Below are 20,777 nucleotides of genomic sequence, written 5' to 3'. Positions count from 1 at the left end.
CTACCCGAAAATGGACTACTCGTGGCGGTGCATTGCGGAAGCGTGCTTGGTGTCGCGCATGGTGGAATAGATGATCAGCGACAGGCAGATAATTCCGGCGAGATAATAATAGAACCAGTCCTCATGCCCGATGGTCTTGAAATAGAGCGCGATGGCCGGCGCGGTACCGCCAAAGATCGAGACGGTGATCGCATAGGGCAGGCCGACGCCAAGTGCGCGGACATTGGTTGGGAACAGCTCGGCCTTCACCACCGCGTTGATCGAGGTGTAGCCGGCGACGAACAGCCAGGCGCAGCAGATCAGAATGAAGGCCATGAACGGCGACTTGGTCTCCTTCAGCGTCATCAGCAGCGGCACGGTTGCGAGCGTGCCGGCGACGCCGAAGAAGATCAGCAGCGGCTTGCGGCCGATCTTGTCGGAGATGGCGCCGTAGATCGGCTGCAGGATGGTTGCGAAAATCAGCGTACCGAAGATCACGAAGGTGGTTTGGTCCTCGGTCAGGCCCACCGAGAGCTTGACGAAGGTCTGCATGTAGGTGGTGAAGGTGTAGAACGCCGCGGTGCCGCCGGCCGTGAGGCCGACCACCAGCAGGAGTTCGCGCGGGTAACGCAGCAGATTGGTGATCGAGCCGGTCGGCTTCACCACCTTCTTGGCTTCCTCGAAGGCCTCGGTCTCGTGCAGGTTGCGCCGCATCACCGCGGCAAAGATCGCGAGCGCCGCGCCGATCGCAAACGGAATACGCCAGCCCCACGCCTTCAGCTGATCGGACGTGAGGAAGACCTTTTGCAGGAGCAACAGCACGATGATGGCGGTCAGCTGGCCGCCGATCAGCGTGACGTATTGAAAGCTCGAATAGAAGCCGCGGTGCTTGGGATCGGCGACCTCGCTCAGATAAGTGGCACTGGCACCATATTCACCGCCGAGGCTCAGGCCCTCGATCACGCGAGCCAACGCCAGGATCACCGGTGCGGCGAAGCCGATCGTGGCATAGGTCGGCGTCAGCGCGATGATCAGCGAGCCGAAGCACATGAACACGACCGACAATGTGAGCGAGATGCGGCGGCCGAAATGGTCCGCAAGATAGCCGAAGAACCAGCCGCCCAGCGGGCGCATCAGGAAGGTCGCAGCAAATATCACGGCTGCATTTAATTGCTGGACGACCGGGTCGTTGCCGGGGAAAAAAGCAGGGGCGAAATAGAGGGCGAACGCCGTGTAGGCGTAGAAGTCGTACCACTCGACAAGGTTGCCGACGGAACCGATGAAGATCGCCTTGATCCTCCGCTCGGCGTCGGCAATGTCGAAGCGTTCGGAGGCCGGATGGGTTGCTTGCTCTGTCACGTCCGGCCTCTCTCCGCTGATCTTGGAAAGGCCTACATCGCCTTTCCAAGCAGAAATGGCAACTGGCGGGGGCCTCTCACCGTGCCTTGCGACCAGGTCACGGTGCCTGCTGGATCGAGCCGGAAGTCCGGAATCCGCTTCAGCCATTCCTCCAGCGCAACTTGCATCTCCATCCGCGCCAGGTTGGAACCGACGCAGCGATGGATGCCGAGGCCGAAGGCGGCGTGCCGGTTCTCGCGCCGGTCGATCACGACCTTGTCGGCGTCCGGAAACATCTTCGGGTCGCGATTGGCAGCCGGGAACGACAAGAGCACCATGTTGCCCGCCTTGACCGGGCAGCCGGAGATCGTCGTTTCCTTGACCACCTCGCGCGCCATCGTCACCGGCGCATAGGCCCGCAGCAATTCTTCCACGGCCGTCGGGATCCGGCCGGGCTCGGCAATCAGGCGTTCGCGATCGGCCGGCGTCCGGGCAAGATGCCACAGCGAGGACCCGATTGCGCTCCAGGTGGTGTCGATGCCGGCGATCAGGAGCAGCCGCAGCGAGCCAAGCACGTGCGATTCCTCCAGCGGCTGCCCCTCCTTGTCCTTGGCATTCATCAGATAGGAGATCAGATCGTCGGTCGGCTTCGACCGGCGCTCCTCGATATGCGCCATGAAATAGGCGCTCATTTCCTGGACGGCCTGGAGCAGCTTGTTCTCGTCCTTGATGCCCAGCTCCAGGATCATGTGGATCCAGTTGATGAAGAGATCGCTGTCGCTCTCGGGAATGCCGAGCATGTGTGCGATCGCCTGAACCGGGATGTACTTGCTGTAGCGCGCCGCGGCGTCGACCTTGCTGTCGGCGATGAACCCGTCGATCAACTCGTTGCAGATCGCGCGCATCCGCGGTTCCAGCTTCTTCATCGCATCAGGCGTGAATGGCGGCAGCAGCAATTGCTTGGCCGGCTTGTGCACGGGCGGATCGGAGGTGATCGGAGGAGCGACATTCCTGCTGGTGATCTCCGGCCGGATGTCGCGCACGATGATGCGGCGCGAGGAGAAATGCTCGGTGTCGTTGGCGATCTCACGCACCGCTTCATAAGTCGTCGGCATGTAGCAGCCGAGGAACCGCTCGGTGTGCACGACCGGGCTCGCGGCGCGCAGCTCTTCCCAGATCGGAAACGGGTCTTCCGTCCATTGCGGATCGGTGTGATCGAAATCGTTGACCCAATCGATCACGGGCGGATGGGCGGCAGGCTGGCTGACGTCGGACATGGCAGGAAAATCCCTTGAATATCCCTTGGAGCTCCCTTGGGCTACCTTGGGGCTCGTGTTCGCTGAAGGCACGCCGGGGCGCGGGCAGGGGGCCGCGTTATTCTTCGATCACGTCGATTGCGATTTCCGGGCAGTTGGACTTGGCAAGCCAGGCCTTGTCTTCGAGACCAGGAGGAATCGTGCCGTCTCCGGCCTCGTGAGCGTTGCCGTATTCGTCGAGTTCGAACAATTCCGGCGCCAGCGCCTTGCAGCGCGCGTGGCCCTGGCACTTGTCGGGATCGACGTGAACTCTCAGTCGCTCTGCCATGGTGGCTTCCTCGGTCGTATGCGCGGGCCGGAAAGGCGGCGCGCGTTCCCCATAAGAGTCTTATCCGCGGCATTTGCCGCGAGCTTTAAGTTATATGCTATTACATTCGCGGCAGGCTTCCCCTGTCAAGCGCAAACTTATAGGCTCCGCCGTAACATGCGTTCACATTTCGCTCGCAAGCCCGAAAACACCTACCACCATGGCGATCTCCGCGGCGCCCTGATCAAGGCCGCGTTGCGTGAGGCGGAGCAGGGCGGCGCGGAAGCGATCAGCATCAAGGCGCTGGCAAAGCAGCTCGGGGTCTCGCAACCGGCTCCGTACCGCCATTTCGCTGACCGTGAGGCGTTGCTTGCCGCGGTGACGGCAGAGGCGTTCCGCCAGTTCAGCGCGATGCTGCGCGAGGCGATGGCGAAGCCGTCGAAGCAGTCGAAATTGTCGCGGCTGGCGCAGGCGACGCTCGATTTTGGCCTCCGGCGTAACGGCATCTATCGCCTGATGTTCGCGTCCCGCACCGTCTCATGCGCGGCCAAGGACAGCGAACTGCACGAAGCGACCCGCGAGACATTTGATCTCGTGATCGAGGCCCTGGAAGCGCCTGCGGTCGGCTATCTGCGCGAGCGGCAGGCGCTCAAGATCTGGGCGGCGCTGCACGGCGTGGTGATGCTGGCCGAGCAGGGTCTTTTCACCGGCGAGGCTGCGCATGCCACGCGCGAGGAATTGGTCGAGGACTTTGTGAACGAAACGAAGGCGGCGCTCGCGGTCGCGATCAAGGACGCGCAGCGCGGAAAAAAGGCCGGCGCCTAAAGCGCGATGCGATTTCATCGCGCTTTAGGTTATTGTTTGAGCATGATCTCCGCGCAAAAGCGTTCCGCGTTTGTCGCGAGGGAAAACCGCTGCGCACTTTTCCGGATCATGCTCTAAGCCTTCGCCTTCAGCAGCCGCATCAGCTTCTCGATCGCACTGTCCGGCGTGGTGACGACGGGCCGGCCGGTGGCTTCTGCGACCAGCGGCGCGGTCGACGCGATGCTGAACTGGGCCAGGGCGATGACGTCGCAATCGCGCAGATCCTTCGATGCCTCGACGATCAGCCGATCATGGGTGGCGCGGTCGCCGCGGTCGAGCGCCGCCAGCGCGCCCTCGGCAAGCTTCGGCACGATCTGAACGGAGGCGGGAAATTCGGGCGGCATCGAGACCAGCGTTGGGGGGAAGGTCGAGAGCAGGCCGATCTTCTTGCCCATCGTCACAGCGCGTTCGATCATCGCTTCGTTTGGCTTGAGCACGGGCATCGGCGCGTGCGCACGTGCGACGGCCTCGATGCAGGGTCCGAAGGCCGAGCAGGTGAACAGGATCGCCTTCGCTCCCGTGGCTGCGGCGTAGTCGCCGAGCGCCAGAAAGCGTTCGGTCATGGCGTCGTTGAGCCGGCCGTCACGCGCCAGATCCGCCGACAGGCTGTCGTCGAGCAGGTTCATCAGCCGCGCCTCCGGCCAGGCTTGCGCGAACGCCGCCTCGATCGGGGCGATGGAGTGCTTGAGGGCGTGGATCAGGGCGATGCGCATGGGGGGCGTCATTGAGCGTAGCTATCCGGTCTCGTGCCCCGGGCGCAGCGCAGCACCATAAGCGCGTCTACGCGCGTCTTCGACGCGCTATGGTGATGCGCTGCTGAGCCGGGGCCCATCCTTTTAGAGCGTCACAAACGGTTACCTCCTGGTCCCGGCTCTGCGCAGCGGCGTGCCGGACGATGCTTCGCATCGCCGGGAACGCCGCAGCGCGTCCGGGACACGGGGAGATGTCTACTTGAACGGCACCGCGTACATCAAGCCGCCCCTGGTCCAGAGGCCGTTGAGGCCGCGCTCGAGCTTGAGCGGGCTCGCCTTGCCGACATTGCGCTCGTAGATCTCACCGTAATTGCCGGTGGCCTTGATCACCGTGACCAGCCATTTGTTGTCGAGACCGAGCCGCGAGCCGAGGTCGCCGGAAGCGCCCAGCAGCCGCTGGATCGCGGGCGTCTGCGACTTCGTCATCTCGTCGACATTGGCCTGCGTGACGCCGAGTTCCTCGGCCTCGATCAGCCCGTAATGCAGCCAGGTGATGATGTCGCTCCAGACTTCGTCACCGTTGCGGGTGAAAGGCCCAAGCGGCTCCTTGCTGATGGTCTGCGGCAGCACGACGTAGTCGGCCGGGTTCGGCGCCGCGGTCGTCACCGCGCCTGCAAGCGCGGAGGCGTCCTGGGTCATGGCGTCGCAGCGGCCGCCGAAGAAGGTCTGATACATGGTGTCGACGCGGTCGAACACCAGCGGCTTCCAGTCGATGCCGTTCGCGCGGCCGTAATCGCCGAGCGTGACCTCGTGCGTGGTACCCTGCGCGACGCAGACGGTTGCGCCCTTGAGGTCCTTGAGTTCCTTCACGCCGAGGTCTTTTTTCACGACAAAACCCTGGCCGTCGTAGAAATTGATCGGGCCCTGGCGCAAACCTAGCGTGACCCCACGCAGATAGGTCTGCGTCGAGTTGCGGTAGAGTACGTCAATCTCGCCTGACTGCAGCGCGGTGAAGCGGTTCTGCGCGGTCAGCGCGACATAGCGTACCTTGTTGGGATCGCCGAGCACGCCAGCGGCGAGCGCGCGACAATAGTCGACGTCGAGACCCTTGTAATTGCCTTGCGAGTCCGGCGCGGAGAAGCCGGCAAAGCCGGCGCTGACGCCGCACACCAGCGTGCCGCGGCTCTTCACCGTGTCGAGCGTCGCCGCGGATGCGACAACCGTCGATGCCGCGAGCACGCTCGCCGCGATAACCACTTTCCTCATCATACTACTCTCCCCTCAGTGATTGACACTACGCAACACGTTGTCGACGGCCGTGCCGAGCTTGTCGACGATCTGGTCGATCTCGTCGCTTGACGAGATATAGGGCGGTGCCAGCAGCACATGGTCGCCGCGGACGCCGTCCACGGTGCCGCCGCCGGGGTAGCAGCCGAGCCCATTGGCGAAGGCTTCCGCCTTGATCTTCTGGTGCAGCTTGAGTGCCGGATCGAACGAAGTGCGGGCGGCGCGATCGGCGACGAGCTCGATCGCCCAGAACAGGCCGCGGCCCCTGATATCGCCGACATGGCGGTGATTGCCGAAGCGCTCGGTGAGCCGCTGCTCGAGCTGCTTGCCGCGTTGCTTCACTTGTTCGAGCAGATTGTCCTCGCGGATCACGTTCTGCACCGCGAGCGCGGCCGCGCAGGCGAGCGGGTGCGCGAGATAAGTATGGCCGTGCTGGAACGCGCCGGAGCCGGCGCGGATGGTGTCGATGATTCCTCTGCTTGCCAGCATCGCACCGATCGGCTGGTAGCCGCCGCCGAGACCTTTTGCGATGGCCTGGATATCGGGCGCGATGCCTTCCTGCTGCCAGGCATGCGTGGTGCCGGTGCGGCCCATGCCACACATGACCTCATCGAGGATAAGAAGAGCGCCGTGCCGGTCGCAGATCTCGCGCATGGCCTTGAAGTAGCCGTCCGGTGCGGTCACCGCGCCGGCGGTGGCGCCGACGACGGGTTCGGCCAGGAATGCGGCCACGGTGTCGGGGCCAAGGCGCTGAAACTCGGCTTCGAGCTCGGCCGCAAGACGCGCCACGAATTGCGCATCGGATTCGCCGTCGAGCTTCTCGTGATAGGCGAAGGCCGGCGTCACATGGCTGAACGCGGTCGAGAGCAGCGGCGCGTAGGGAGCCCGGCGCCAGGCATTGCCGCCGGCGGCGAGCGCGCCGAGCGTGTTGCCATGATAGCTCTGCCGCCGCGCGATGAAGTGTTGCCGCTGCGGCTCGCCGCGCTCGATGAAATACTGCCGCGCGAGCTTGATGCTCGCCTCGATCGCCTCCGATCCGCCGCTGACGAAATAGGCGTAGGCGAGGCCGCCCGGCTCGGCGCCCACCAGCGTCTCGGCGAGCGCCTCGGCCGGTTCGGACGAGAAGAAGGCGGTGTGGGCGTAGGCGAGCGTCGAAGCCTGTTTCGCCATTGCCGCGATCACGCGGGGATGCTGATGGCCGAGGCAGGACACCGCCGCGCCGCCGGACGCGTCGATGATGCGACGGCCGTCCTCGGCAATGAGATAAACGCCTTCGCCGCCGATCGCCTTGGGCGGCGTCTCACGCAGCGAGCGATGCAGCACGCGGCTGGTGCGGGTGCTCATGGGATCAACCTTTCTCTGAAACGTAGGTGGAAGCTGCGGCGAGCCGCGCCTCGGTATCCTGAAGCCGCTTCTTGGCGGCCGTGCCGCCGAGCGAGAACGTCACCGCGGCCAGCGATTGCGCAATCGCCAGTGCACCGGTGAGGCTCGGGAAGAAGCCCGGCGAGGAAGCCGCTTCGAACAGCAGCACGTGATCGGCGCCCTCGGCCATCGGTGCGGCAACGCTGTCCGCAATGGCGATCAGCGTGGAGCCGGCGCGATAGGCGGCCTGCGCGACCCGGACGCTCGCATTGGTATAGGGCATGAAGCCGATGACAATGACGGCCTCGCCGGGGCGGAACGCACCGAGATCGAGATCATCGGGGCCGGATGCACCTACGATCTGCACCTGCTCGGGACGAAACAGCCGGAGCTCGTAGTTCAAGAGTTCCGCGACGCTGCGGCAGCTGCGATAACCGGCAATCCAGATCCTGTTAGCGTCGTGCAGCGTGCGGGCCGCATCCGCAATCGCGTGGGCGGAGATACGCGGGAGGCCGGCGGCCTCGGCTTCGAGCTTGTCGGTGATGAGCGCGACATCGGCGTTCGGACCGTGGCGGCGGCTCCTGGCGCGGGCCGAGAAGGGCGAGGTCTGGGACGGCCGCCGTGCCTCGGTCAGCGCGGCGCGCAATTCGTCCCAGCCGGAATAGCCGATGGCCTTCGCAAGCCGGGTGAACGCGGCGGGGTCGGCGCCGGCTTCGGCCGCGAGATCGCGCATGGAGCGGGTGGTGGCGTCGTAATCATTGGCCGCGACGAAACGCCCGACCTCCTGCAGGCGCAGGGGAAGCGATGGCAACGCAATGCGCAGTTCGCTCAACGGCGAGGATTTCGCTGATACGGCCATGAAACATTTGTTGCATGAATGCGCATTTGGTGCAACAGTTGATGCGCGCTGCCGGAAATCGCTGTTTTCAGGAAGGATTTTTGTGCTGTGACCTCAGATGATCCCAGGCCGCCGCCGCGCCGGAGCTTTTTCGGCGCACTCGGACCAAACGAGTTGAAGGGCCTGTTCTGGCAAGTGCTGGTGGTCGGCATTGTGGTCGCTGTCGTCGTCTTCCTCTGGTCCAACACCGTCACCAACCTCTCGGCCCGCCGCATCACCACCGGCTTTGCCTTTCTCGGCCGCGAGGCCAGCATGCCGATTGCCGACAGCCTGCTCGCGTATAGTCCGAGGGACAGCTACCTCTGGGCCTTCGTCGTCGGCGTCGCCAATACCCTGCGCGTCGCGGTGATCGGCATCGTGCTTGCGACCATTCTGGGGACGCTGATCGGCATCTCGCGGCTGTCGGCGAACTGGCTGCTGTCGCGGCTCGCTGCTGTCTATGTCGAGACCCTGCGCGACATCCCGCTGCTGCTTCAGCTGCTGTTCTGGTACGTGCTGATGCAGGGTTTGCCGGCGGCGCGCGCGGCGTGGCGGCCGGTCGAAGGCGTGTTTCTCTCCAATCGCGGTCTGATCCTGCCGGCGATCCCGATCGGCGCGGCACAGCTCTGGGTGCTCGGCACGGCCGTGCTGGGCTTCGTTGCATTCCTTGTCGTCAGGCGCTGGCTGGTCACGCAGCAGATGCGGGACGGCAAGCCGCGGCCGGCGTGGCCCTTTGCGCTCGGTCTCATCGTCGTGCTACCGCTCGCGGTGTCGCTGCTGCTTGGCGTGTCCTGGACGATCGAATGGCCGCAACTGCGCGGCTTCAACTTTGTCGGCGGGCTGACGCTCGCGCCTGAATATTTCGCGCTGCTGGTTGCGCTCGTCACCTACACCTCGGCCTTCATCGCAGAGATCGTGCGTAGCGGCATCCAGTCGGTGCCGCGCGGGCAGTGGGATGCCGCCAGCGCGCTCGGCCTGCGCCGCAGCTTCATGTTGCGGCAGATCATCCTGCCGCAGGCGTTGCGCGTGATCGTGCCGCCGATGACGAGCCAGTATCTCAATTTGACCAAGAATTCCTCGCTCGCGGTGGCGATCGGCTACCAGGACGTGGTCTCGGTCGCCAACACCACGCTGAACCAGACCGGGCAGGCGATCGAGGTGATCTCGCTGATTATGGCCGTCTTCCTCACCATCAGTCTCGGCATCAGCTTCTTCATGAACTGGTATAATGCGCGCATCGCGCTGGCGGAGCGCTGAGGATGACCGCGATCACCGACATGCCGGATCTTCCGCGCGCCGCGCGCCGCCCGCAAATCGGCAACCCGGTGCTGCGCTGGCTGCGCACCAACCTGTTCTCGTCGATTCCTAATGGCATCCTGACCATCGTCCTGCTGGCGGTGCTGGCCAAGGGCGTGATCGGCTTCGTGCAATGGGGCATTGCGAACGCGGTCTGGCTCACGCCGGCCAACGATTCCAGCGCCTGCAAGGCGGTGCGCGGCCTGGGTGCCTGCTGGGCGATCATTCCTGAAAAGTACCGCTTCATCCTGTTCGGCACCTATCCGTTCGACGAGCAATGGCGGCCGGCGCTGGCGGTGCTGCTATTTATCGCGCTGTACTTTCTCTCGACCCGCCGCGCCCTGTGGCGGCGCGAGCTCGCCTTCCTCTGGATCGGCGCGCTCGCGTTGATCAGCGTGCTGATGTGGGGCGGCGTGTTCGGACTGTCGTTCGTCTCGCAGGACCGCTGGGGCGGCCTGCCGGTGACGCTGATCCTGGCGACGTTCGGACTGGCGTTCGGTTTTCCGCTCGGCATCCTGGTTGCGCTCGGCCGGCGCTCAAAGCTGCCGGCGATCCGCTCGCTCTCGGTGCTCTATGTCGAGCTGATCCGCGGCGTGCCGCTGGTCAGCCTGCTGTTCATGGCGAGTGTGATGTTCCCGTTGTTCATGCCGAGCGGGTTTAATATCGACAAGCTGTTGCGCGCGCAGATCGCGATCATCTTGTTCGCAGGAGCTTATCTGGCCGAAGTGATCCGGGGCGGTCTTCAGGCCGTGCCGCGTGGCCAATATGAGGCCGCCGACGCACTCGGGCTGTCCTACTGGCGCAAGCATCGCCTGGTCGTGCTGCCGCAGGCGATCCGTCACGTCATCCCGCCGCTGGTGAATACCTTCATCGCCTTCTTCAAGGACACCAGCCTGGTGCTCATCATCGGCATCTTCGACCTGCTGACGACGGCCAAGACCGCGATCATCGATCCGGCCTGGCAGCAGTTTTCGGTCGAGGTCTACATCTTCGTTGCCGCGATCTATTTCGTCTTCTGCTTCGCGATGTCGCGCTACAGCCGGAGCCTGGAGGCGAGGGGAAGGTGATGCCGGTGTCCCGGACGCGCTGCAACGCGTAGCGTTGCTGCGCAGAGCCGGGACCCAGGGCTACACGGGAGGTCTCGGAGAGATGGGCCCCGGCTCTGCAGCGCACCGCGAAGGCGCGTTGCGCCGCGTCCGGGGGCACGAGAGCGGTTATTTCACCCGCGGATCGATCGGCGTCTGGCCGCGCAGACCCAGAATATCCTCCAGCACCTTCGCGCCGGCGATCACCTGGGCATCCGCACGCGGGGCGCCGACGACCTGGACACCCACCGGCAGGCCTGAGGCCGTGAAGCCGCAGGGCAGGGACAGCGACGGGCAGCAGGCGAGCGTAATGGCATAGACGATGCCGAGCCATTCGACGTAATTCTCGAACCTCTTGCCGGCGCATTCCGCGACATAGCGGTGCTCGATCGGGAAGGGCGGCACGATCGTGGTCGGCGTCAGCAGGAGGTCGTAGGTCTTGAAGAACTCGATCGCGCGCGCGGTCATGCCGACGCGCTGGGCCTCGGCGCGTGCGAGCTGATCGACGGTGAGCTTGAGGCCCTCCTCGATGTTCCAGATCACCTCGGGCTTGAGCAGGTCGCGCTTGGTGCGGAGCAGATTGGCCTTGGTGATCGCGAAGTCGAAAGCGCGCAAGACGTGGAAACATTCATGCGCTTCGCGCCAGTCCGGATGAGCCTCCTCGACAATGACGCCGGCCTCGGCAAAGCGTTCGGCAGCCTTTTGCGTGATCGCCTTCACTTCGGGATCGACAGGTGTGATGCCGAGATTGGGCGAATAGGCGATGCGCTTCGGCTTCTTGCCGGACTGAGCCGCCGACAGGAACGAGGTCATGGGCGCCGGCAGCGACAGCGGATCGTCCGCATAGTCGCCGCTCATCGCATCTAACAGCAGCGCGAGGTCCTCGACATTGCGGGCCATCGGCCCGACGACGCCGAGATTGCGATCGATGCCCGATTTGGGGGTATGGGCGACACGGCCGATGCTCGGGCGCATGCCGACGATGCCGCAGAAAGCCGCAGGGCTGCGCAAGGAGCCGCCCATGTCGGAGCCCTGGGCGAGCCAGGCCATGCCGGTGGCGAGCGCCACCGCGGCGCCGCCGGACGAGCCGGCCGCGGATTTCGTCGTATCCCAGGGATTGAGCGTCGCGCCGAAGACTTCGTTGAAGGTGTTGGCGCCGGCGCCGAATTCCGGCGTGTTGGACTTGGCATAGACCACAGCGCCATTGGCTTCGAGGTGCTCGACCATGAGGTCGGACTTGGTCGGGATATTGTCCTTGAAGATTGGCGAGCCCTGGGTGTTCAACACGCCCGCGACATCAGTGAGATCCTTGATCGGCACCGGCAGGCCCGCGAGCAGGCCGCGTGCGCCGGCCGGCTTCTGCATCAGCGCCTTCGCGTGCATCCGCGCGCGATCGAAGCACAGCGTCGGCAGCGCATTGACCTTGCTATCGACCTCCTTGACGCGCTTTTCCACCACGTCCAGCAGCTCAAGTGGAGAGACGTCGCCGGAGCGCAAGATGTCGACGACGGTGCAGGCGGATTGGCGGATCAGGTCTTGAGACAAGTCTATGACTCCTAAGCTTACTTTTCGCTCGTAACGACGAGGATCGAATTTAGCCCCACCCGGCGCTGATGCCGCCGTCGACCGTATAGATCACGCCAGACGTATAGCCCGCGCGATCCGACGCCAGGAACGCCATGAGGTCGCCGATCTCGCGCGCATGCGCGGGGCGGCCGAGCGGCAGGCCCTTCTGGAATTCCTTGTAACGGCTCTCGTCGCCGAACTGGTGTTTTGCCCGCGTCTTCAGCAGCGTGACGTGGCGGTCGGTGCCGACAGGGCCGGGATTGATGCCGACCACGCGGATATTGTCGGCGAGGCTCTTTCCCCCGAGCGCGCGGGTGAAGGCCATCAGCGCGGCATTGCCGGCGCTGCCGCAGATGTAATTGGCGTCGAACTTCTCGCCGGCGGCGCCGATATCGTTGACGATGACGCCGCCGCCCTTCGCCTTCATCTGCGCGTAAACCTGCCGCGTCAGGTTGATATAGCCGAACACCTTCAATTCCCACGCGTGCCGCCAGGTCGCTTCGTCGATCTTGTCGATGGAGCCGCCGGGGATGTCGCCGGCATTGTTGACGAGCACGTCGATGTCGGCGGCCTCCTGGGCGAGCCGGGCGACATCCTCTTCCTTGCGCAGATCCACGACACTTGTCGTGGCATCGATCTGGTGCGCCGAGCGCAGGCGGTCGGCCAGCGCCTTGAGCTGATCGCCGCTGCGGGCGGCGAGCAGGAGGTTTGCGCCTTCCTCGGCAAACGCCTCGGCGGCGGCGGCGCCAATGCCCTTGGACGCGCCTGTGATCAGGACGCGCTTGCCACGCAGATGCAGATCCATGAGGGATACTCGCAGAATGGGTACAAGATGAGATCAGTAGGCGCTCGATTGCGCCATGGTCAACATTGCAGTGCAGCGTTGCACTGTTGCCGAGTTTGGTCCATTGCAGTGCGATCAAAAAGGCGGCGGCTGCCGGACCAACCAAGGACGTTCTCGATGAGCAAGAAACAATACCGGATCGCAGTCATTCCCGGCGACGGCATCGGCAAGGAAGTGATGCCCGAAGGCCAGCGTGTTCTGGAGGCAGCTGCGAAGAAGCACGGCGTGTCGCTGCATTTCGATCATTTCGACTTCTCGTCCTGGGACTATTACGAGAAGCACGGCCAGATGATGCCCGACGACTGGAAGGAGAAGATCGGCAAGCACGACGCGATCTATTTCGGTGCGGTCGGCTGGCCGGCAAAGATTCCGGATCACGTCTCGCTGTGGGGCTCGCTGATCAAGTTTCGGCGCGAGTTCGACCAGTATGTGAACTTGCGTCCCGTCCGCCTGATGCCCGGCGTGCCGTCACCGCTGGCGGGTCGCAAGCCCGGCGATATCGATTTCTGGGTCGTGCGCGAGAACACCGAAGGCGAATACTCCTCCGTCGGCGGCCGCATGTTCCCCGACACCGACCGCGAGTTCGTCACCCAGCAGACGGTGATGACCCGGACCGGCGTCGACCGCATCCTCAAGTTCGCCTTCGAGCTCGCCCAGTCGCGGCCGAAGAAGCATCTGACGTCGGCGACCAAGTCCAACGGCATCTCCATCACCATGCCCTATTGGGACGAGCGCGTGGAGGCGATGGCCAAGCAGTTCCCCGGCGTGAAGTGGGACAAGTATCACATCGATATTCTCACCGCGAATTTCGTGCTGCATCCGGACTGGTTCGACGTCGTCGTCGGCTCCAACCTGTTCGGCGACATCCTCTCTGACTTGGGCCCGGCCTGCACCGGCACCATCGGCATCGCGCCGTCTGGCAACATCAATCCCGAGGGCAACTTCCCGTCGGTGTTCGAGCCGGTGCACGGCTCGGCGCCTGACATCGCGGGGCAGGGCATCGCCAATCCGATCGGCATGATCTGGTCGGGCGCGATGATGCTCGAGCATCTCGGCGAGAAGGAAGCCGGCAAGTCGATCGTCGAGGCGATCGAGCGGACCTTGGCCGAGCGCACGTTGCGCACCAAGGACCTCGGTGGCAATGCCGACACAACGGCCTGCGGCAAGGCTGTTGCGGATATGGTGGATTAGGACGGGCTATCAACCACAGGGTCGTCCCGGCGAAGGCCGGGACTCATACCCCCAGGGAGAGGTCGTCGCACAAGCTGCTAACCGCGGGTCTTCGCCAAATCACTTCCTGTTGGTTATGGGTCCCGGATCGGCGCGCGCTTAGGGCGCGCTTGTCCGGGACGACACCGGTTGTGATTGCTGCGTATCCGCCTAACCCGCGATCTTCTCGATCGCCACCTGATCCAGCCCGAATTTCTTTCCGGCCTCGATGATCTCCTGCCAGGTGGTCGGATCGACCGGGATGCCTTCGGCGAGACGCTTCTTCTTGGTCTCGCGTTCGGGATCGCCGGCGATCTTGACCTTGTCGACCCCGGGGCCGGGCGGCGAGCCGGTGTGCCAGGCGACGAAGCTTTCGACTTCGCGCGCGAGGTTTTCGCCGGTGCCAAGCTTACCCGGATCGATGATGATCGAGAGCATGCCATTGATGACGTTGTGCTTGCCGTCGGACGGGCCCTTGACCACCTGCCCGCCGGAGAGTGCGCCGCCGAGGATTTCGCACACCAGCGCGAGCCCCGACCCCTTGTGCTCGCCGAATGGCAGGATGGCGCCGTAGGGCGGGATCACGGTGTAGCGCGGATTGACGGTCGGCTTGCCCTCATTGTCGATGATGGTGCCGGGCTCGAGTTCGGCGCCCTTGTTGTGGGCGACGCGGGTCTTGCCTTGCGCGATCCTGCTGGTGGCGAAGTCGAGCACGATCGGCTCCTTGCCCTGGCGCGGGATGCCGACGCAGAACGGATTGGTGCCGTGGCGCGCATCGCTGCCACCCCAGGGCGCCACGATCGGGCGCGAGATCACGTTGACGAAGTGGATCGAGACCAGACCGTGGTCGATGCACTGCTCGGCCCAGTGGCCGATGCGCCCGATGTGGTGCGCGTTGGAGAGACCGACGAGACACACGCCGTTGCTCTTGGCCCGCGCGGCCGCCAGCTCCATCGCTTCATGGCCGATCACCTGCCCGTAGCCGGTGAGACCGTCGAGGGTGAGAAGCGGACCGGTGTCGAGCACGATCTTGACGTGCGCGTTCACGGCGAGGCCGCCATTGACGACGCTCTGGACATAGCGCGGGATCATGCCGACGCCGTGGGAGTCGTGCCCCTTGAGATTGGCCTCGACGAGGTTGGTAGAGACGAGGTCGGCCTCGCGGTCTGTGGAGCCGCCGGCCTTGACGATGGCGCGGACGACGTTGGCGAGCGCCTCTGCCTTGATGGTGCGATAGTCGGCCATTGTTGTTGCTCTTATCCTTTCACGATCCGGCGGCAGTGGATCAAGGCCGCTTCAATCAGATTCTCGCTGGCTTCCGGCGTGCGGAAGGCGGAATGCGCCGACAGCGTCACGTTCGGAATCTTCGTCAGCGGATGGTCCGCCGGCAGCGGCTCGATGTTGAAGACATCCAGGCCGGCATGGCGGATATGGCCCGACTTCAGGGCATCAATCATCGCCTGCTCGTCGACGATGGCGCCGCGCGCGGTGTTGATGAAAACGACGCCGGGCTTCATTTTCGCGATTGTCTCGCGCGTGATCATGCCACGGGTCTCGTCGTTGAGCAGCAGATGCAGCGACACCACGTCGCTCCGCGCCAGCAGCGTATCGAGATCGGTGAATTCCACGCCCGGATGGCTCTTCGGCGAGCGGTTCCAGGCAATCACCTTCATGCCGCTGCCCGACGCAATGCGCGCGACCTCGGCGGCGATGCCGCCGAAACCGATCAGGCCGAGCGTCTTGCCGGTGAGCTGCATGCCGTCCTCGCGCAGCCAGTTTCCGGCGCGCATCTCGCGGTCCATCATCGCAATGACGCGGGCCGAAGCCCACATCAGTGCGATCGCGGATTCCGCCACCGCCGTGTCGCCATAGCCCTTGATCAGATGCACGGAGATGCCGAGCTCGGCGATCTCCTCCGGGTTCATGTAGCTGCGCGCGCCGGTGCCGAGAAACACGACATGCTTGAGGCCCGAGCACTTCTTGGCGACCTCGGTCGGCAACGCGGTGTGATCGACGATCGCGATCTCGGCGCCGTCGAGGATCTCAGGGTATTGTTCGGGCTTGATGTCGGGGTCCCGGTGGATCCGGACCTTGGGATCACCGGGCTTCTCCAGCCGCTCCATGATCACGGCGAGCGCTTCATTGGCGTCGACGAATACTCCGCGCATGTCTGTCTCCGATCAGGATGCGACGCCGGCGATCGCCAGCACGGTGTGCATCAGCACGTTGGTGCCAGCGGCGCAATCGGGCTGCGTGGCATCCTCCAGCTCGTTATGGCTGATGCCGTCCTTGCACGGTACGAACACCATCGCCGCCGGCATGATCGTGTTGAGGTTGCAGGCGTCGTGGCCGGCGCCGGAGGTGATGCGCCGGGACGAATAGCCGAGCGTCTTTGCGGCGTTCTCGACCGCTGCGATGAGCTTGGGATCGAAATGCGTCGGCGGCTTGCGCCAGACGAGATCAATCGTGACGTCGACCTTGCGCCGCGCGGCGATCTCGGCGATCGCGGCGCGCAAGTCCCGATCGAGCGCATCCATGATGGCGCCGTCGGCGCTGCGGCAGTCCATGGTGAAGGCGATCTCGCCGGGGATGACGTTGCGCGAGGGATTGGCGATCACGGCCTCGCCGATGGTGCCGACCGCGTTCGGTCCGTGCTTCTTGGCGATGGCCTCCATCGCCAGCACGATCTCGGACAGCGTCGCGAGCGCATCGCGCCGCAGCGGCATCGGCGTCGAGCCGGCGTGGCTCTCGAAGCCGGAAATCTTGCCGTCGTACCAGAGCACGCCCTGGCCGGAATCGACCACGCCGATGGTCTTGCCTTCGGCTTCCAGGATCGGACCCTGCTCGATGTGCAATTCGACGAAACAGCCGAGCTTCTGGAAGCCGACCGGCTTGTCGCCGCGATAGCCGATGCTGTCGAGCGCCTGGCCGACGCTCGTCCCCTCGATGTCCTTGCGCGAGAGGATGTCGTCGGTGGTGAAATCGCCAACGTAAGCGGCGGAGGCCATCATCGCCGGGGCAAAGCGCGAGCCCTCTTCATTGGTCCAGTTGACGACGCAGATCGGCGCCTCGGTCTCGATGCCGGCATCGTTCAGGGTGCGGATCACTTCGAGCGCGCCGAGCGTACCCAGAATGCCGTCATACTTGCCGCCGGTCGGCTGGGTGTCGAGATGCGAGCCGATGCCGACGGGCAGCTTCGACATGTCGCGGCCCTTGCGCAGGCCGAATTGCGAGCCGAGTGCGTCGGTATGCACTTCGAGGCCGGCGTCCTCGCAGGCTTTTCGGAACCAGTCGCGAACCTGCTTGTCTTCGCTGCTCAGCGTCAGCCGCCGCACACCGCCCTTGGCCGTCGCGCCGAATTGCGCGGTCTCGTGGATGGAGCCCCAGAGGCGGGCGGAATCGATTTGCAGGTTGGTCGCGGCTCGGCTCATGCGTTGGCTCTCTCGTTTGTCCGGCGCCTTTTTCAATGACGCGCCGGCGCGGGCGCGTCAACCGCGAGGCTGCTCTGCGCAATCTGACATGCAAGCTCGGCGACGCGCTGCACCGCGACGACGTCAGGCGAGGCGAGCCAGCTTGCCGTGAATGTCAGCGGCGCGATCTTCAGATCGGTATCGAGCAATTGCAGCCGGCCATCGGCGAGCTCGTTCTCGACGATGGCGTCGGGGATGACGGCGATCCCGAGCCCTTCCACGGCCATGTGAATCACAGTCGCAAGCGACGCGGAGGCGTGCAGGCGGATTGGCGGCAGATCCGGCCGATCGAACAGCTCGCGCACGACCTCGTAGGGCCTGGTCTTGCGCGGGAAGGTGATGATCGGAAACCGCGCGAGATCGGTGGGCGTCACCGGGCCTTTGCCGAGCCCGAGCGATGGGCTCGCCAGAAAGCCGATTGGATAGTCGGCGAGCAGCCGGTTATGTACGCCCGAGGCCGACAGCGGTCCGACCACGAAAGCAAGTTCGATCTCCTGCGCAAGCAGGCGCGCGGTGAGGTTCGGCGTGATGTCGACCTCGATCTCCAGCGAAAGGTTCGGATAGATCTCGTTGACGCTCTTCACCAGCCGCGGCAGCCAGGTATGCACGATGGTCTCGGCGACGCCGAGCCGCATCACGCCGCGCATCGCGGAAGCGTCGCCGATCTCGGCCATCATCGCGGCGCGCAAGCCGATCAGCTTCTCTGCATAGACCATCATCTGCCGACCGCTCGGCGTCGGCGAGGCCACGCGATGATCGCGGTTCAGGAGCTTGACGCCCATCTCGCGTTCGAGCTGGGCGATGCGCTGGGAGATCGCCGGCTGGGTCGTATTGAGCCGTGCTGCGGCGCCTCGGAAGCTGCCGAGCTTCACAACCCAGAGGAAGGTTTCGATCGACCTGAAGTCCAGCATTGGAAGGATTTTCCCGTTCGATAAATTAGATTTATCGATATCGATTAGAAAGGAAGATTAGACTTTATAGCACGCTTGGTGTTGGCTGTCTTTGTCGAGTTTATAGGCAGGTCGATCGCATGACTGTTTTGGTGGCAGTGCAGCAAACTGAAACACCCGACACGCTCCCGAGCCGCCAGGCACGGCTCGCTTATCGCAGCGGCCAGGTCGGCTCTACCGCGGGGATCGCCCCCGGCTTCGTCCAGGGCAATCTTGCGATCCTGCCGGCGGACTACGCCAGTGCCTTCCACCGCTTCTGCCAACTCAATCCGAAGCCGTGCCCGATCATCGGTATGTCCGATGTCGGCAGTCCCTACATCCCTGCACTTGGCGCCGATCTCGACATTCGCACTGACGTGCCGCGCTACCGCGTCTGGCGCGACGGCGAAGTGGTCGACGAGCCGACCGACATCACCGGCTACTGGCGCGACGACCTCGTGACCTTCGTGCTCGGCTGCTCGTTCTCGTTCGAGGAGGCGCTGCTCGACGAGGGCATGCCGATCCGCCACATCGAGCAGAACGTGCGCGTGCCAATGTACCGCACCAACATCGCCTGCGGCGCATCAGGCCCGTTCGCGGGACCGATGGTCGTCTCGATGCGCCCGTTCAAGCCGGCGGATGCGATCCGCGCCGTGCAGATCACCTCGCGCTATCCCGCCGTGCACGGCGCGCCCGTGCATCTCGGTCATCCTCATCTGATCGGCATCAAGGACATCGCCAAACCGGATTACGGTGATCCCGTGCCTGTCGCCGATGACGAGATCCCGGTGTTCTGGGCCTGCGGCGTCACGCCGCAATCGGTCATCAATGCCGCCAAGGTTCCGTTCGCGATCACGCACTCGCCCGGCCTGATGCTGGTGACGGATCTGAAGAACAGGAACATGGCCGTGATCTAGCGGGCAGCATTTGCTGCTTCTTCAGGCTTTACGCTCTTCGTCAATCGCTTCATTCGATACGCGCAAAATTTAGTAACAGGGGACTCTGCCATGACGATCTCTCGCCGCGATGTTCTGCTCGGCGCTACCGCCACTGCCGCGCTGGTGCCGCTCGCCGCGCGTGCCCAGACCTCCGAAGTCGTGATCGGCGTGATCTATCCGTTCTCCGGCGGCAGCGCGCAGCAGGGCGTCGACGCGCAGAAGGCCTACGAGACCGCGCTCGAGGTCATCAACAAGGATACCGATTTCGATCTGCCGCTGGCCAAGGGCGAGGGCCTGCCGGGCCTCGGCGGCGCCAAGGTGCGTCTCGTGTTCGCCGACCATCAGGCCGATCCGCAGAAGGGCCGCGCCGAAGCCGAGCGCCTGATCACGCAGGAGAAGGTCTCCGCCATCATCGGCACCTATCAGAGTGCAGTCGCCGTCACCGTCAGCCAGATCTGCGAACGCTACCAGATCCCGTTCGTTTCGGCCGACAACTCCTCGCCGAGCCTGCATCGCAACGGCCTGAAATATTACTTCCGCGCCGCGCCGCATGACGAGATGTACTCGGCGGCGATGTTCGACTTCTTCGACGCCATGAAGAAGAAGGGCATCAAGATCGAGACGCTGTCGCTGTTTCACGAGGATACCATCTTCGGCACCGACTCCGGCAACGCCCAGGCCAAGATCGCCGGCGAGCGTGGCTACAAGATCGTCTCCAACATCAAGTACCGCGCCAACTCGCCCTCGCTCTCGGCCGAGGTGCAGCAGCTCAAGACCGCAAATGCAGACGTGCTGATGCCCTCGAGCTACACAACCGACGGCATTCTGCTGGTCAAGACCATGGCCGAGCTCGGCTACAAGCCGAACGCGATCGTGGCGCAGGACGCCGGCTTCTCCGAGAAGGCGCTCTATGACGCGGTCGGCGACAAGCTCGAAGGCGTGATCTCCCGCGGCACCTTCTCGCTCGATCTCGCGCAGAAGCGTCCGATGGTCGGCAAGATCAACGAGATGTTCAAGGCCCGTTCTGGCAAGGACTTCAACGATCTCACCTCGCGCCAGTTCATGGGCCTGATCATCCTCGCGGACGCCATCAACCGCGCCAAGTCGACTGATGGCGAGAAGATCCGCGACGCGCTGGCCGCCACCGAGATCCCGGGCGAGCAGACCATCATGCCCTGGAAGCGCGTGAAGTTCGACGAGATGGGCCAGAACAACGACGCCGACCCCGTGCTGCTGCAGTATGTCGGCGGCAAGTTCGTCACGATCTTCCCGCCGCAGGCCGCGATCGCCGAAGCGACCTGGCCGATGAAGTAGGCGCTTCGAAGCGGGAGCAACGACGCTAGCTCCCACCCTCATCCTGAGGAGCGGGCGCAGCCCGCGTCTCGAAGGACGAGGGTGGGCCATCCTTCGAGACGCGCGCCGAGGGCGCGCTCCTCAGGATGAGGTCTGAGTGTGGGGATGATGCGGTGACAGCCCAA

The 20,777-nt window shown here is 64.4% G+C and carries 19 protein-coding genes; 6 read left to right on the top strand and 13 right to left on the bottom strand.

The features are described 5' to 3' along the window. Nucleotides 1–15 precede the first annotated feature (15 nt). From XH89_RS27000 to XH89_RS26990, 3 genes are all read right to left on the bottom strand, one after another. Nucleotides 16–1,338, bottom strand: coding sequence for an MFS transporter (locus tag XH89_RS27000; RefSeq protein WP_194463408.1), 1,323 nt, complete (start codon nt 1,336–1,338; stop codon nt 16–18). Between the two features lie 32 nt (nt 1,339–1,370). Beyond that, nucleotides 1,371–2,594 (bottom strand): cytochrome P450, encoded by a 1,224-nt coding sequence (locus XH89_RS26995; RefSeq protein WP_194463407.1) that lies wholly within the window; start codon nt 2,592–2,594, stop codon nt 1,371–1,373. Between the two features lie 97 nt (nt 2,595–2,691). Then, the gene (locus tag XH89_RS26990; protein ID WP_194463406.1) at nt 2,692–2,901 is read right to left on the bottom strand and encodes a ferredoxin; all 210 of its coding nucleotides are present in this window, start codon (nt 2,899–2,901) and stop codon (nt 2,692–2,694) included. A 156-nt stretch (nt 2,902–3,057) separates the two neighbouring features. Between XH89_RS26990 and XH89_RS26985 the strand changes: the two genes are divergently transcribed. Beyond that, complete coding sequence (locus tag XH89_RS26985; RefSeq protein WP_194463405.1) at nt 3,058–3,705, top strand: TetR/AcrR family transcriptional regulator; 648 nt, start codon at nt 3,058–3,060, stop codon at nt 3,703–3,705. Between the two features lie 113 nt (nt 3,706–3,818). Here XH89_RS26985 and XH89_RS26980 read toward each other — a convergent pair whose 3' ends face one another. The 4 genes from XH89_RS26980 to XH89_RS26965 form a co-directional block, all read right to left on the bottom strand. Continuing rightward, nucleotides 3,819–4,469: an aspartate/glutamate racemase family protein gene (locus XH89_RS26980; protein ID WP_194463404.1), complete on the bottom strand. Its 651-nt coding sequence runs from the start codon at nt 4,467–4,469 to the stop codon at nt 3,819–3,821. Between the two features lie 222 nt (nt 4,470–4,691). Then, nucleotides 4,692–5,705, bottom strand: coding sequence for an amino acid ABC transporter substrate-binding protein (locus XH89_RS26975; RefSeq protein WP_194463403.1), 1,014 nt, complete (start codon nt 5,703–5,705; stop codon nt 4,692–4,694). 12 nt (nt 5,706–5,717) lie between these two features. Next, entirely contained in the window at nt 5,718–7,067 is a 1,350-nt protein-coding gene (locus tag XH89_RS26970) for an aspartate aminotransferase family protein (protein ID WP_194463402.1), read from the bottom strand. 4 nt (nt 7,068–7,071) lie between these two features. Next, nucleotides 7,072–7,944, bottom strand: a complete 873-nt coding sequence (locus XH89_RS26965; RefSeq protein ID WP_194463401.1) for a MurR/RpiR family transcriptional regulator — start codon at nt 7,942–7,944, stop codon at nt 7,072–7,074. A gap of 87 nt (nt 7,945–8,031) precedes the next feature. On the opposite strand from XH89_RS26965, the gene XH89_RS26960 reads away from it, so the two are divergent. After that, the gene (locus XH89_RS26960; RefSeq protein ID WP_194463400.1) at nt 8,032–9,219 is read left to right on the top strand and encodes an amino acid ABC transporter permease; all 1,188 of its coding nucleotides are present in this window, start codon (nt 8,032–8,034) and stop codon (nt 9,217–9,219) included. Nucleotides 9,220–9,221: 2 nt separating this feature from the next. After that, nucleotides 9,222–10,325: an amino acid ABC transporter permease gene (locus XH89_RS26955; protein ID WP_194463399.1), complete on the top strand. Its 1,104-nt coding sequence runs from the start codon at nt 9,222–9,224 to the stop codon at nt 10,323–10,325. A gap of 147 nt (nt 10,326–10,472) precedes the next feature. On the opposite strand, the gene XH89_RS26950 is transcribed toward XH89_RS26955, so the two are convergent. Both XH89_RS26950 and XH89_RS26945 read right to left on the bottom strand, forming a co-directional pair. Beyond that, complete coding sequence (locus tag XH89_RS26950; RefSeq protein WP_194463398.1) at nt 10,473–11,888, bottom strand: amidase; 1,416 nt, start codon at nt 11,886–11,888, stop codon at nt 10,473–10,475. 49 nt (nt 11,889–11,937) lie between these two features. Further along, nucleotides 11,938–12,714 carry an SDR family oxidoreductase gene (locus XH89_RS26945; protein ID WP_194463397.1) on the bottom strand — a complete coding sequence of 259 codons (777 nt, stop codon included), beginning with the start codon at nt 12,712–12,714 and terminating at the stop codon, nt 11,938–11,940. A 156-nt stretch (nt 12,715–12,870) separates the two neighbouring features. On the opposite strand from XH89_RS26945, the gene XH89_RS26940 reads away from it, so the two are divergent. Next, the gene (locus tag XH89_RS26940) at nt 12,871–13,944 is read left to right on the top strand and encodes a tartrate dehydrogenase (RefSeq protein ID WP_194463396.1); all 1,074 of its coding nucleotides are present in this window, start codon (nt 12,871–12,873) and stop codon (nt 13,942–13,944) included. A 189-nt stretch (nt 13,945–14,133) separates the two neighbouring features. On the opposite strand, the gene XH89_RS26935 is transcribed toward XH89_RS26940, so the two are convergent. Genes XH89_RS26935 through XH89_RS26920 form a run of 4 tightly spaced genes read right to left on the bottom strand, consistent with a single transcriptional unit; the run spans nt 14,134 to nt 18,343 of the window. Then, entirely contained in the window at nt 14,134–15,207 is a 1,074-nt protein-coding gene (locus XH89_RS26935) for a malate/lactate/ureidoglycolate dehydrogenase (RefSeq protein ID WP_194463395.1), read from the bottom strand. A gap of 11 nt (nt 15,208–15,218) precedes the next feature. Then, entirely contained in the window at nt 15,219–16,130 is a 912-nt protein-coding gene (locus tag XH89_RS26930; protein WP_194463394.1) for an NAD(P)-dependent oxidoreductase, read from the bottom strand. 12 nt (nt 16,131–16,142) lie between these two features. Further along, nucleotides 16,143–17,393 carry a Zn-dependent hydrolase gene (locus XH89_RS26925; RefSeq protein WP_194463393.1) on the bottom strand — a complete coding sequence of 417 codons (1,251 nt, stop codon included), beginning with the start codon at nt 17,391–17,393 and terminating at the stop codon, nt 16,143–16,145. 32 nt (nt 17,394–17,425) lie between these two features. Beyond that, nucleotides 17,426–18,343: a LysR family transcriptional regulator gene (locus XH89_RS26920; RefSeq protein WP_194463392.1), complete on the bottom strand. Its 918-nt coding sequence runs from the start codon at nt 18,341–18,343 to the stop codon at nt 17,426–17,428. A 119-nt stretch (nt 18,344–18,462) separates the two neighbouring features. Here XH89_RS26920 and XH89_RS26915 point away from each other — a divergent pair, with 119 nt between their 5' ends. Together XH89_RS26915 and XH89_RS26910 are read left to right on the top strand one after the other, a co-directional pair. Next, nucleotides 18,463–19,278, top strand: coding sequence for a putative hydro-lyase (locus XH89_RS26915; RefSeq protein WP_194463391.1), 816 nt, complete (start codon nt 18,463–18,465; stop codon nt 19,276–19,278). A 90-nt stretch (nt 19,279–19,368) separates the two neighbouring features. After that, on the top strand, nt 19,369–20,613 hold the full coding sequence (locus XH89_RS26910) for an ABC transporter substrate-binding protein (protein WP_194463390.1): 1,245 nt from the start codon (nt 19,369–19,371) through the stop codon (nt 20,611–20,613). The last annotated feature ends 164 nt before the right edge of the window (nt 20,614–20,777 follow it).

This window comes from Bradyrhizobium sp. CCBAU 53340, from assembly GCF_015291645.1.
Classification (GTDB): Bacteria; Pseudomonadota; Alphaproteobacteria; order Rhizobiales; family Xanthobacteraceae; genus Bradyrhizobium.
The sequence above is the reverse complement of the archived record's forward strand: the minus strand, read 5'-3'. Positions and strand labels throughout refer to the sequence as shown.

Coding starts and splice junctions, on each gene's coding strand:
- XH89_RS26935 (WP_194463395.1), bottom strand. CDS start 15,207: ATGGCCGACTATCGCACCATCAAGGCAGAGGCGCTCGCCAACGTCGTC.
- XH89_RS26930 (WP_194463394.1), bottom strand. CDS start 16,130: ATGCGCGGAGTATTCGTCGACGCCAATGAAGCGCTCGCCGTGATCATG.
- XH89_RS26985 (WP_194463405.1), top strand. CDS start 3,058: ATGCGTTCACATTTCGCTCGCAAGCCCGAAAACACCTACCACCATGGC.
- XH89_RS26980 (WP_194463404.1), bottom strand. CDS start 4,469: ATGACGCCCCCCATGCGCATCGCCCTGATCCACGCCCTCAAGCACTCC.
- XH89_RS26920 (WP_194463392.1), bottom strand. CDS start 18,343: ATGCTGGACTTCAGGTCGATCGAAACCTTCCTCTGGGTTGTGAAGCTC.
- XH89_RS26940 (WP_194463396.1), top strand. CDS start 12,871: ATGAGCAAGAAACAATACCGGATCGCAGTCATTCCCGGCGACGGCATC.
- XH89_RS26945 (WP_194463397.1), bottom strand. CDS start 12,714: ATGGATCTGCATCTGCGTGGCAAGCGCGTCCTGATCACAGGCGCGTCC.
- XH89_RS26955 (WP_194463399.1), top strand. CDS start 9,222: ATGACCGCGATCACCGACATGCCGGATCTTCCGCGCGCCGCGCGCCGC.
- XH89_RS26970 (WP_194463402.1), bottom strand. CDS start 7,067: ATGAGCACCCGCACCAGCCGCGTGCTGCATCGCTCGCTGCGTGAGACG.
- XH89_RS26965 (WP_194463401.1), bottom strand. CDS start 7,944: ATGGCCGTATCAGCGAAATCCTCGCCGTTGAGCGAACTGCGCATTGCG.
- XH89_RS26915 (WP_194463391.1), top strand. CDS start 18,463: ATGACTGTTTTGGTGGCAGTGCAGCAAACTGAAACACCCGACACGCTC.
- XH89_RS26975 (WP_194463403.1), bottom strand. CDS start 5,705: ATGATGAGGAAAGTGGTTATCGCGGCGAGCGTGCTCGCGGCATCGACG.
- XH89_RS26990 (WP_194463406.1), bottom strand. CDS start 2,901: ATGGCAGAGCGACTGAGAGTTCACGTCGATCCCGACAAGTGCCAGGGC.
- XH89_RS26995 (WP_194463407.1), bottom strand. CDS start 2,594: ATGTCCGACGTCAGCCAGCCTGCCGCCCATCCGCCCGTGATCGATTGG.
- XH89_RS26910 (WP_194463390.1), top strand. CDS start 19,369: ATGACGATCTCTCGCCGCGATGTTCTGCTCGGCGCTACCGCCACTGCC.
- XH89_RS26925 (WP_194463393.1), bottom strand. CDS start 17,393: ATGAGCCGAGCCGCGACCAACCTGCAAATCGATTCCGCCCGCCTCTGG.